Genomic DNA, 12,093 nt, shown 5'->3' with positions numbered 1-12,093 from the left:
TTGTATAAAAAAAGCTACCATCTCTGGTAGCTTTTTTTATTATATATAGAAAATCCGATTAGGCTTTAAATAACGGACGGCCGTGCATTAAAGAGTTTACTTCAGATTTCACTTCAGCTAATTTTGCGTCATTATCGATATTCATAATTACTTTATCGATCAATTCTACAACCTTTGGCATATCCTCTTCAATTAAACCTCTTGTAGTTACTGCAGCAGTACCAATTCTAATTCCAGAGGTTACAAATGGTGATTTATCATCAAACGGCACCATGTTTTTGTTTACTGTGATATCGGCTTTAGTTAAAGCTTCTTCAGCCTCTTTACCACTTACCTCTTTATTTCTTAAGTCGATAAGCATAGAGTGGTTATCGGTTCCGCCAGAAATGATTTGATAGTCTTTTTCAACAAAAGCTTCAGCCATTTTCTTTGCGTTTTTCTTTACCTGTACGGCATAATGCAAAAACTCATCTGTCAGAGCTTCTCCAAAAGCTACCGCTTTTGCAGCAATAATATGCTCTAAGGGTCCACCTTGATTTCCTGGGAAAATAGCACTATTCAGTAATGAAGACATTTTCTTAAGATTTCCGTTTTTCAACTTCAATCCAAATGGATTATCAAAATCTTTCCCCATCATTATAATTCCACCTCTTGGTCCACGAAGTGTTTTGTGCGTGGTAGAAGTTACAATATGGCAGTGTGGCATTGGATCGCCAATTACTCCCTTTGCAATAAGTCCCGCAGGATGTGCAATATCGGCAAATAAAATAGCACCTACGCTATCTGCAATTTCTCTAAAACGTTTATAATCGATCTCACGAGAATAAGCAGAAGCACCAGCAATAATCATTTTTGGCTTTTCTTTTTCTGCAATTTCAGCTACTTTATCATAATCGATTAGCCCGGTTTCTTTATCTACTCCGTAAAATACAGGTTCGTATAATTTCCCTGAGAAGTTTACTGGAGAACCGTGTGTTAAATGTCCACCATGAGAAAGGTCGAAACCTAAAAATTTCTCACCTGGCTTTAAACATGCCTGGAAAACTGCAGTATTGGCTTGAGATCCAGAATGTGGTTGTACATTGGCATACTCTGCTCCAAAAAGTTCTTTCAAACGATCGATAGCTAATTGCTCTACTTCATCTACTACTTCACATCCTCCGTAATAACGCTTACCGGGATATCCCTCTGCATATTTATTGGTAAGCACAGATCCGGCGGCTTCCATTACCTGCTCACTTACAAAGTTTTCACTTGCAATAAGCTCTAAACCATGCAGTTGACGCTCTTTTTCCTTCTCGATTAAATCAAAAATTTGTGTATCTCGTTGCATCTTAATTATTTACGTTAAATATTCATCAAAAGTAATAAATACATTCGGTTAATTACAGGAAAATAATATATTTGAATCATTCAGATTTTAACAAATTTTTATTTTTCTATGTCTATTACCGCAAACGATCCCAGCAGAAAAACCTGGCTAGATATTTCAAAAGACACTGATTTTCCAATTCAGAATATTCCTTTTGGAGTTTTTCTAACCAGAGATGACATTATCACTATCGGAACCAGAATCGGGGATTTTGCGATCGACCTTGGTGCATTACATCAACTTGGGTATTTTGAAGGCATTCCTTTAACCGATGATATTTTTCTTCAGGATACTTTAAATGATTTTATTTCAGATGGTAAAAAAACCTGGCGTTTAGTACGAAATCGTATTGCTGATATTTTTGACGAGAAAAACGAAGCTTTAAAAAATAATCAGGATCATCGTAATGTTGTTCTTTTCACTTTAGATGAAATAGAAATGCAGATGCCGGTTCAGGTTGGAGATTATACCGATTTTTATTCTAGTAAAGAGCATGCTACCAATGTAGGAAGTATGTTTCGCGATAAAGAAACTGCATTATTGCCAAACTGGCTTCACATTCCGGTAGGATATCATGGTAGAAGTTCCTCTATTGTAACCAGCCACATTCCTATTCACCGTCCAAAAGGTCAAACCATGCCAGAAGGCGCAAGTGAACCTGTATTTGGACCTTCAAAACAAATAGATTTTGAAATGGAAATGGCTTTTATCACTACAGATGCCAATTTACTTGGTGAGCCAATTCCTGTAGATGAAGCTGAAGAATACATCTTTGGAATGGTGATGTTTAATGATTGGAGTGCTCGTGATATCCAGAAATGGGAATATGCGCCGCTAGGGCCATTCTTGGCTAAAAACTTTGCATCTTCTATTTCTCCCTGGATTGTAACCATGGATGCTTTAGAACCTTTTAGAACCGAAGGACCAAAACCTGAAAAGGAATTGATGTCTTACCTTCAATACACAGGTGATAAAAGCTTTGACATTAAACTTGAAGTGTACTTAAAGCCTGAAAATACAAGCGAAACCTTACTTTCTAAAACAAACTACAAATATTTGTATTGGAATATGAGCCAGCAACTGGCACATCACACCATTAATGGATGCCCGGTAAATTCGGGAGATATGATGGCTTCTGGAACAATCTCTGGTCCTACACCAGATACTTACGGTAGCATGTTAGAACTTTCGTGGAAAGGTGAAAAACCATTAGTTTTAGAAGATGGTAGTTCGCGTAGCTTTGTAGAAGATAATGATACTGTAATTATGCGAGGGCACTGTGAAAATGAGAGTATGCGAATTGGTTTTGGTGAAATTAACACCAAAATTTTACCTGTTTTCGAACCTAAAAAGAAATAATCCAAAAATATATAGCATAAAAAAAGCTGCCAAATTTGGCAGCTTTTTTTATCTCACTCTATTATAACTTCTGAATTCTCGCGACTCACGCATTGCAGCTTCTAAAGCTTTTTTCTCTTCAGAGCTTCCGCCTGATTTTCTATCTTCAGGGAGATTCGCTTTGCTGTGATCTTGGAACTCTCTTTCTTCTCTATTGTTTTCCTGACTTTCCTTGATGGCTTCCCATCTTTTTTCCAGTTCTGTAAAATCTATTTCTTTATCCATAACTATGATTAATCTTATTCGTTAAATCAAAATTACGAATGATCATAATTTTAATCAGATTGATTAATAATCTTTAACAATGGTTTCTAAAATTAAATTAAAAAAACTAAAAATTCAAATTTTATAGAAAATCCTTAATATTTTGAACTTCTATATCCTGATGCGAACTGTGGTGAACCACCTCTTTTCCCTTAAGCAAGATAAGCTGCGGACTTTCGTGTCTTACACTAAAACGGTCAGCTATTTTATTTGAAATATCTCTATGATTAAGAAGGTCTAAAAAGTATAATTTCACCTCTGCATCCTCAGGAATGTCGTAAGAATTTTCAAATTGTTTTAACACCATACGACTAATTCCACAACGTGTAGAATGCTTTAAGATCGCTACTAATTGTTGCTGAGATTCCATTTCAGCTATTTCTAATTGCGAAACATCGGTTAAAGGCGTCCAATTAATAGCAGACGTCTTTTTTTCTTCCTTCTCTCCTCCTCCAAATACTTTATCAAAAATTCCCATAATTCAATTTTAAACAAAGATAAAACCTTCAAAGCGAATGCTTAGCTTAAATACAATGTTTTCATTATAATTAGCATTTATGACGTTTTGTCTTAAAATTCATTAAAAATAGTGTCATTTTGTCTAATTATCTTTAGGGTATAGCATTTGCTATTTAGAATATGAAAAAGAAATAAAACATGAACTTTAATAATTTTACCATAAAATCACAGGAGGCTATCCAGCAGGCGCAACAGCTTGCTCAGGAGATGGGCCATCAGCAAATTGAAAACGAGCACTTATTTAAAGCGATTACTATTGTAGACGAAAATGTGACTCCGTTTTTGCTGAAAAAATTGAACATAAACGTTAACCTTTTTACACAAATTTTGGATAACACGCTACAGAGTTTTCCAAAAGTTAGCGGTGGAGATATTATGCTGAGTCGGGAAGCCGGCAAAACAGTAAATGAAGCGTCGAGCATTGCTAAAAAAATGAACGATGAATATGTTTCTGTAGAACATTTAATCTTAGCCATTTTTAAATCGTCTAGTAAAGTTGCGCAAATCTTAAAAGATCAAGGCGCCAACGAGAAAGGTTTAAAATCAGCTATTGAAGAATTGAGAAAAGGAGACCGAGTAACTTCACAAAGTGCTGAAGAAACTTACAACTCCCTTAATAAATACGCAAAAAACTTAAATGAGCTTGCTGAAACTGGCAAACTAGATCCGGTAATTGGTAGAGATGAAGAAATTCGTAGAATTCTACAAATATTGTCTCGAAGAACCAAAAACAACCCAATGCTGGTTGGTGAACCGGGTACCGGTAAAACTGCAATTGCAGAAGGTTTAGCGCATCGTATCGTAGCTGGTGACATCCCCGAAAATCTTAAAGACAAACAAATTTTCTCTTTAGATATGGGTGCTTTAATCGCCGGTGCAAAATTTAAAGGTGAATTTGAAGAACGTCTAAAAGCAGTTATCAAAGAAGTTACTGATAGCGATGGAAATATCGTCTTATTTATCGATGAAATCCACACGCTAGTTGGTGCCGGTGGTGGACAGGGCGCTATGGATGCAGCCAATATTTTAAAACCTGCACTTGCCCGCGGTGAACTTAGAGCTATTGGTGCAACTACTTTGGATGAATATCAAAAATATTTCGAAAAAGATAAAGCTCTAGAACGTCGTTTTCAGAAAGTGATGGTGGAAGAACCAGACACCGAAAGTGCAATTTCTATACTTCGAGGTATTAAAGAGAAGTATGAGCAGCACCATAAAGTAAGAATTAAAGATGAAGCGATTATCGCAGCGGTAGAATTATCGCAACGCTATATCACTAACCGATTCTTACCAGATAAAGCGATCGACCTTATGGATGAAGCAGCATCTAAACTCCGCATGGAAATTAATTCCAAACCGGAAGAATTAGATGTGCTGGATCGTAAAATCATGCAACTTGAGATTGAAATTGAAGCGATTAAACGTGAAAAGGATGAATTAAAACTGAAATCGTTACACGCCGATTTAGCGAATCTTAAAGAAGAGCGAAACGAGATCCATGCACAATGGAAAAATGAAAAAGAAGTCGTCGACAATATCCAAAGTGCAAAAACTGAAATTGAAGAGTATAAATTAGAAGCAGATCGTGCTGAACGTGAAGGAGACTACGGTAAGGTAGCCGAATTACGTTATGGAAAGATAAAAGATGCTCAGGAAAAACTAGAACGCCTGCAAAAAGAAGTTCAGGAGAAAGAAAGCGGAAAATCTTTAATTCAGGAAGAAGTTACTAATGATGATATTGCTGAAGTAGTAGCGAAGTGGACAGGAATACCTGTTACTAAAATGCTACAAAGCGAACGCGAAAAATTACTCCGTTTAGAAGATGAATTGCATAAACGTGTTGTAGGTCAAGAAGAAGCTATTGTTGCAGTAAGTGATGCGGTTAGGAGAAGTCGTGCTGGCTTGCAAGACCAAAATAGACCTATTGGATCGTTCTTATTTTTAGGAACTACCGGTGTAGGAAAAACAGAGTTAGCCAAAGCTTTAGCCGAATATTTATTCGATGACGAATCGGCTATGACGAGAATTGATATGAGTGAATATCAGGAACGCCACTCTGTTAGCCGATTGGTTGGTGCACCTCCGGGATATGTGGGTTATGATGAAGGTGGACAGTTAACGGAAGCAGTGCGACGCAAACCTTATTCAGTAGTTCTTTTAGATGAAATTGAAAAAGCACATCCAGATACTTTTAATATTTTATTACAAGTGTTAGATGAAGGGCGATTAACCGATAATAAAGGGCGCTTGGCAGATTTTAAGAACACGATCATTATTATGACGTCTAACATGGGAAGCCAGATTATTCAGGATAAATTTGAAAATATTCCGGATGTTGAAAGTGCTATGGAGGCATCAAAAACAGAAGTTCTTAGTTTATTAAAGCAAAGCGTAAGACCAGAGTTTATTAACCGTATCGATGATATTGTAATGTTCTCGCCACTTACTCAGCAAGACATCAAACGTATTGTTGGTTTACAATTAAAAGGCGTTAAGAAGATGCTAGCGAAACAGAATATTGTTTTAGATGCTACTGAACAGGCATTGTCTTTCTTATCAAAACGAGGATTTGATCCGCAATTTGGAGCAAGACCAGTGAAGAGAACGGTACAAAAAGAAGTATTGAATAAGTTATCCAAAGAAATTCTTTCAGGAAAGATAAGTACCGATAGTATTATTCTTTTAGATGAATTTGACGACAATTTAGTTTTCAGAAATCAGGAAGAATTAGCCGAATCTTAATTACTATAAAAAAAATCATGAAAAAAGGGACTGCAAATGCAGTCCCTTTTTATTTAAGGCTTACGCTTTAACTACCACTTATCTATCTCTTTTCTCAATTCTGCTTTAGACTTTCCGGTTCTTTCCTGAAGTCTTCCAAGCATCTCGTCAAATTTCCCTTCAGAATAGGTGGTGTCGTCGTCGGTAACTTTACCATACTTTTGCTTAAATTCACCTTTCATCTGTTTCCATTTTCCTTCTAACTGATCATCATTCATAACTTTTGTTTTTACTGGTTAACTATATAAAAATACAATTAGATTTAACCGATTAGTCATAAGGATTAGCCATATTTTACTTAAGCTTTTGTTATTTTCGTCCTGAAAAATTTTATGATGAAAAAATTAATATTCTTAGCTATTTCTGGACTTTTCCTTACCTCTTGTGCGACCACCAATAGAGTAAACGACGAACGTGTTCAGGTAAAATTTCTGGATGAATATATTATCGATAAAGACTTAATGGTAGATGATACCAAAGTCGGCGGGTTGTCTGGAATCGACTATAAAAATGGCAAATATTACCTTATTGTTGATACGCCATCTGATGCACGGTTTTACGAAGCTGAAATAGATATTGCTTCAAATAAAATTGATTCGGTAAGATTTGATAAAGCCGTTTTTATTGAAAAATCGGCTGAATTCTTCAAAGATCATCCTTTAGATCCTGAATCGATTCGGTTTTTACCGGAAGTAAATCACGTTTATATTACTAGTGAAGGGAATATCAACAATCAGCAAGATCCTTCTATTTTTATCTTAGACGAAAATGGGAATTTTGAAGATGCTTTTGAAATTCCTCAGCATTTTACAGCTACCGGTGAGCAAAAACCTAGACATAATGGAGTTTTTGAAGGATTGACTGAATCTAAAGATCGCCAAGGCATCTGGGTTTCAACAGAATTACCGTTGGAGCAAGATGGACCTAAACCAAAACTATTTCCGACTAAATCATTTACCAGAATCACTTACTTTGATAAAGATTCTAAAAAAGCAAGTAAACAATTCGCTTATAAGTTAGACGGAATTTCTAAAATTCCGTGGCTTTATTTTGCGATCAACGGCGTTACCGAAATTTTAGAATATAAAGAAAATAACTTTTTAGTATTAGAACGCGCATATTCAGCGGGGCATGGTTCGAAAAGCAACACGGTAAAGATTTTTGATGTCGATGCCGGTAATGCTACAAATATTCTAGAGCAACATTCATTAAAAAAAGCAAGTTTTACTCCTGCTGAAAAAAGATTGGTTTTTGATTTTAAATCGGTAAGAGATCAATTAACAGATAAAATTATTGATAATATTGAGGGTATTTGTTTTGGCCCAAAATTGCCAAATGGAAAACAATCTCTCCTTTTAATTTCAGATAATAATTTTAATAGCTTTACTAAACAGCTCACACAGCTGATTTTATTAGAAATAGATATCAAATAAATCATGACCAGATCGATCACGCTTTTAGTACTTATGCTCACATTTTTGTTTTCCTGCCAAACTACGCCAGGCAATAAGAATGATAATAGCCAAAATAAGTCAGAAAAATCAACAACGTATTATTTTATAAGACATGCTGAAAAAGATACTTCAGACGCTAATAACAAAAACCCTGAATTAACTGCGGAAGGAAAACAGAGAGCTGAACAATGGAAAATGATTTTTACTGAAGCAGATTTTGATGCGATTTACAGTTCAGATTTCATTAGAACAAGAGAAACAGCACAACCCACTGCTGAAAGTAAGAATCTTTCTATTGAAGTTTACGACCACAAGAATCTGAATTCAGAAAAATTCAAAAAAGAAACTTTGGGCAAAAAAGTATTAGTTGTTGGACATACAAATACGACTCCATATTTTGCCAATCGAACCTTAGGTTACGATCATTTTGAAGCTGATATCGACGAATCTGAACACGGAAAGTTATTTATCGTACAGGTAAATCCTAATGCAGAAAATACAATTCAAAACCTCACATTTAACTAAATAAAAAAGCCGCGATTAATATCACGGCTTTTTTTCCAACCAATTGCGCTGTAACTAATTCCAGCGACTTAACTACATTTATTTCTATCCTTCTAGGATATTGATTGCTTTGGTATTTACAAATTCTTTCATACCAAATCCTCCATGCTCTCTACCATAACCAGAGTTTTTAACTCCACCAAATGGCATATTTGGTTGTGCTACACCGAATGAGTTAATAAACACCATTCCGGTATCAAAATGTTTTTCAGCTAGTTCGATTGCTTTTTTCTCATCTTTAGAGAAAATTCCGCCACCTAAACCAAATCTACTATCATTTGCAATTCGCATTGCATCTTCATCATCTTTCGCTTTGATCACAGATGCTACTGGGCCAAATAGTTCATCGTCGTAAGCAGGTTGTCCTGGATTTACGTTCGCCAATACAGTTGATGGGTAAAAAAATCCGTCTCCATCTGGAATTCCTCCACCACATAATACTTTAGCTCCGTTTTTCACACTTTCTTCAACCTGGTTGTGCAATTTCTCTCTTAGATCTTCACGAGCCATTGGTCCAATATCAGAATCTTCATTTGTTGGATCGCCCATTTTTACATTCTTCATTTTCTCTACAAATGCTTCTAAGAAAGCGTCATAGTTTTTCTCTGTAACTACAAATCTTTTTGCAGCAACACAAGTCTCCCCATTATTATAGGTTCTACCTTGAGCACTCCAATTTACAGCAACATCGATATCTGCATCATCCAATACTAAATACGCATCGTTAGATCCTAGTTCTAAAACAGTTTTCTTTAGGTTTCCAGCTGCTTTTTGAGCTACAGCTCTACCACCGTTTGGACTTCCTGTAAAGGTTACTCCTCTTACAAAATCATTATCGATAATATCATCAGATTGATCGTGATCAATAATTAATACGGTAAATAAGTTTTTAGGTAAACCGGCTTTTTCGAAGATTTCTTGCAACATTAATCCAGATCCAGTTGTTCCTTCAGCATGCTTCAATAATACTCCGTTTCCTGCCATCAAGTTTGCAATAGCGTAACGAACTACCTGATATGCTGGGAAATTCCATGGTTGGATTCCGTAGATTACTCCAATTGGAGAATAAGTGATTATTCCGCGTCCTCCTCCTGGAAGTTCACGTTCTGGCTCATTTGCCAATTCTTTTTGTCCAGTTTCTGCACTATAATCGCAGATCGCCGCACAAAGTTCGATTTCTTCCTCGGCCTGAGCGATGATTTTCCCCATTTCGCTTGTCATAAGCTTAGAAAATTCATCTTTATAATCCTTAAGTGTTTTTCCTATATTTTTAAGCACTTCTGCTCTTTCTGCTAAAGAATAATGCTTCCACTCTACAAAAGCTTCATGACATTTTTTTACAGCTTCACTCGCTTCTTCATTCGTCATTAGCGGATAATCCTTAAGACTTTTACCAGTCGCAGGATTCACCGTCGTGATTGTGTTGTTTTCAATTAATATACTCATAGCTTTTTCAATTTTTTTCTAAATTACGATGAAGTGAGAGGCTTTGCTTATAAAGCCCCGTTAAAGCTTTTTGAAATTGAAGTTAATTGAGACTTATTAACATAAAAAACCTTTTTCTTAAATCTTCTTTTGGATTATGAAGCTCGGTATTTTTGCCTAATTTTATTTTATAGAAAAACATGAAATATCTTACTCAATTCTCTAAACGATAATCTAAAATTTAAAAAACATGGCAACCTGGGATGCTACCTTATATAACACAAAACACGATTTTGTTTTTCACTACGGAAGTTCGCTAATAGAGCTTTTAAAACCGAATGCGGGAGAACGAATTTTAGATTTAGGATGCGGAGCAGGACAACTAACTCAACAAATTGCTGATGCCGGTGCTGAAGTTATTGGAATGGATGCCTCTGAAAGTATGATTGAAAATGCAAAAACTCATTTTCCCAATATAGATTTTGAAGTTGGCGACGCTGCAAAATTTCATTTCAATAAAAGGTTCGATGCTATCTTCTCTAACGCTACTTTACATTGGGTGAAAAATTATCATGCTGCAGCAAATTGCATGTTTGAAAACTTAAAAAGCAATGGCCGACTTGTAATTGAGTTTGGTGGTAAAGGAAACGTGCAGAAAATCGAGCAAACGCTTAAAAAAGTTCTACTTGAAAAAAACTATCCTAAACAGGCCAATATCAAGTTGTGGTATTTCCCTTCTGTTTCTGAATATACGCAGGTTCTAGAACAGACTGGCTTTGAAGTACATTTAGCTGAATTATACGACCGTCCTACAAAATTAGCCGATGCTAAAAGCGGAATTACAGATTGGCTTTCGATGTTTGGTAAATCTTTTTTTGAAGGTATTCCCGAAAAGGAATGCGACATCATCAAAAATGAAGTACAATCCAGATTACAGCCTGAACTTTTAAAAAAAGATGGCTGGTATGCCGATTATCGACGATTACGAATTATTGCTTACAAAAATAGCTAATATGGTTTTTAAAAATCTGGAATATTTAAGGACTGGAAGTGAAATTCAAAAGCTTGCGTATAAGGAGATTTTGGATCTAAAAATCATGTCGATATTAGCCGAATTTCAGCCTGTACTTACAGGAACAATTCCATTAGATATTGCGATCGCCTCTAGCGACCTTGATATTTCGTGCTATGTAGAAAACCATACTGAATTCAAGGAAAAACTAATTGCTAATTTTGGTAATAACGATGACTTCAAATTATGGAAAACTTCAAAATTTACAGAATTAGCCACCGTTTGCAGTTTTAAAACTCGCTATTTTGAAATTGAGATCTTTGGTCAAAATCTACCTGTAAATCAGCAAAATGCTTATCGACACATGGTTATTGAGCATAAGATTCTTCAGGAAAAAGATGAAAACTTCCGAACTGAAATTATAAAACTTAAAAACCAAGACTTAAAAACCGAACCTGCTTTTGCCAAATTACTTCAATTGGAAGGTAATCCCTACCAATCATTATTAGATATCGAAAATCAATTATTCTGAAAGATCAACTTCTATATCTTCAGTAATAATTTCAGAAAATAATTCAAGTTCCCCAGCCTGATAGAGATCGTCCAACTTTTCTAAAGGCGTAGAAAGATCTTTTTCAGCATAATTTTTATAATCTACAAATCGCAATCCGTTAACTACTCTTGGATTAAACGCTTCTCGAAACCTAATACCACCGCCATTTACATGATAACTATAGGCTAGATAATCTACTGTGAAAGAATCGGCGTTTATCCAATACATATATTCGTCTTCGTAATCGGTGCCACCACCATCCTGATCGAAGCTTACTTTAATTTCGTAGTACTCCTTATTGTTAATGCTATCCTTACCAATTAATTTTTTATTTACAGCATCACCCTCAAGTCCAAAAGGTAGCTGCACAAAATAATGCACTGAATTTACTGAATTGGAGTATTTTTTAATTGCACGATCAGACAAAGAAACGGTGGTATCATTTACATTTCTAACAAATCCTTCATTACTTAAACGATCTACGATATTGTTACCTAACGAATCTATATGAAAACGTTCTAACTGATATTTCCCATTTTTCCGTTTACTTCTATATTTTTTATCCCGAAAACGAAAAGAAATTTCCGCAGATTTATATTTGTCGCCACCTGAAGCTTCGATGGCTTTATCTACAATCTGAGCCGGAGCAAGTTCTTTTTGATTGCAAGCAAGAATAAATAGGAAAACAATTGTAAGTAGGGTATATTTTCTCATAGGTTAAAATTGTCGGCAAATATAGTAAATCCTTTCA

Annotated in this window: 12 protein-coding genes; 6 read left to right on the top strand and 6 right to left on the bottom strand. The window is 35.5% G+C overall.

The window, feature by feature from the left end; all coding sequences use genetic code 11:
- Positions 1 to 58: 58 nt before the first annotated feature.
- Entirely contained in the window at positions 59 to 1,333 is a 1,275-nt protein-coding gene (gene glyA / locus QWY91_RS00705; protein WP_290230689.1) for a serine hydroxymethyltransferase, read from the bottom strand.
- Positions 1,334 to 1,441: 108 nt separating this feature from the next.
- Between glyA and fahA the strand changes: the two genes are divergently transcribed.
- On the top strand, positions 1,442 to 2,731 hold the full coding sequence (gene fahA / locus QWY91_RS00700) for a fumarylacetoacetase (protein ID WP_290230687.1): 1,290 nt from the start codon (positions 1,442 to 1,444) through the stop codon (positions 2,729 to 2,731).
- 48 nt (positions 2,732 to 2,779) lie between these two features.
- On the opposite strand, the gene QWY91_RS00695 is transcribed toward fahA, so the two are convergent.
- Both QWY91_RS00695 and ytxJ read right to left on the bottom strand, forming a co-directional pair.
- Positions 2,780 to 2,995 (bottom strand): hypothetical protein, encoded by a 216-nt coding sequence (locus QWY91_RS00695; RefSeq protein ID WP_290230684.1) that lies wholly within the window; start codon positions 2,993 to 2,995, stop codon positions 2,780 to 2,782.
- 121 nt (positions 2,996 to 3,116) lie between these two features.
- Positions 3,117 to 3,512 carry a bacillithiol system redox-active protein YtxJ gene (gene ytxJ, locus QWY91_RS00690; RefSeq protein ID WP_290230682.1) on the bottom strand — a complete coding sequence of 132 codons (396 nt, stop codon included), beginning with the start codon at positions 3,510 to 3,512 and terminating at the stop codon, positions 3,117 to 3,119.
- A gap of 179 nt (positions 3,513 to 3,691) precedes the next feature.
- Here ytxJ and clpB point away from each other — a divergent pair, with 179 nt between their 5' ends.
- On the top strand, positions 3,692 to 6,295 hold the full coding sequence (gene clpB / locus QWY91_RS00685; protein ID WP_290230681.1) for an ATP-dependent chaperone ClpB: 2,604 nt from the start codon (positions 3,692 to 3,694) through the stop codon (positions 6,293 to 6,295).
- A gap of 71 nt (positions 6,296 to 6,366) precedes the next feature.
- Here the strand turns inward: clpB and QWY91_RS00680 are convergent, their stop codons facing one another.
- Positions 6,367 to 6,552 carry a CsbD family protein gene (locus tag QWY91_RS00680; protein ID WP_290230679.1) on the bottom strand — a complete coding sequence of 62 codons (186 nt, stop codon included), beginning with the start codon at positions 6,550 to 6,552 and terminating at the stop codon, positions 6,367 to 6,369.
- Positions 6,553 to 6,666: 114 nt separating this feature from the next.
- Between QWY91_RS00680 and QWY91_RS00675 the strand changes: the two genes are divergently transcribed.
- Both QWY91_RS00675 and QWY91_RS00670 read left to right on the top strand, forming a co-directional pair.
- Entirely contained in the window at positions 6,667 to 7,767 is a 1,101-nt protein-coding gene (locus QWY91_RS00675) for an esterase-like activity of phytase family protein (protein WP_290230677.1), read from the top strand.
- Between the two features lie 3 nt (positions 7,768 to 7,770).
- The gene (locus QWY91_RS00670; RefSeq protein WP_290230674.1) at positions 7,771 to 8,313 is read left to right on the top strand and encodes a phosphoglycerate mutase family protein; all 543 of its coding nucleotides are present in this window, start codon (positions 7,771 to 7,773) and stop codon (positions 8,311 to 8,313) included.
- An 84-nt stretch (positions 8,314 to 8,397) separates the two neighbouring features.
- Here the strand turns inward: QWY91_RS00670 and QWY91_RS00665 are convergent, their stop codons facing one another.
- Positions 8,398 to 9,798, bottom strand: coding sequence for an NAD-dependent succinate-semialdehyde dehydrogenase (locus QWY91_RS00665; RefSeq protein WP_290230672.1), 1,401 nt, complete (start codon positions 9,796 to 9,798; stop codon positions 8,398 to 8,400).
- Positions 9,799 to 10,027: 229 nt separating this feature from the next.
- Here QWY91_RS00665 and QWY91_RS00660 point away from each other — a divergent pair, with 229 nt between their 5' ends.
- On the top strand, positions 10,028 to 10,789 hold the full coding sequence (locus QWY91_RS00660; protein WP_290230670.1) for a class I SAM-dependent methyltransferase: 762 nt from the start codon (positions 10,028 to 10,030) through the stop codon (positions 10,787 to 10,789).
- Positions 10,743 to 11,321, top strand: coding sequence for a DUF4269 domain-containing protein (locus tag QWY91_RS00655; protein ID WP_290230668.1), 579 nt, complete (start codon positions 10,743 to 10,745; stop codon positions 11,319 to 11,321). Before QWY91_RS00660 ends, QWY91_RS00655 begins: the two co-directional genes overlap by 47 nt.
- Here QWY91_RS00655 and QWY91_RS00650 read toward each other — a convergent pair.
- Positions 11,313 to 12,056 carry a DUF6503 family protein gene (locus QWY91_RS00650; RefSeq protein WP_290230666.1) on the bottom strand — a complete coding sequence of 248 codons (744 nt, stop codon included), beginning with the start codon at positions 12,054 to 12,056 and terminating at the stop codon, positions 11,313 to 11,315. The genes QWY91_RS00655 and QWY91_RS00650 overlap by 9 nt on opposite strands.
- Between the last annotated feature and the right edge of the window lie 37 nt (positions 12,057 to 12,093).

Source organism: Zunongwangia endophytica (genome assembly GCF_030409505.1).
Classification (GTDB): Bacteria; Bacteroidota; Bacteroidia; order Flavobacteriales; family Flavobacteriaceae; genus Zunongwangia; species Zunongwangia endophytica.
Note: the sequence above shows the minus strand (reverse complement) of the source record. Positions and strands in the feature narration are given on the sequence as shown.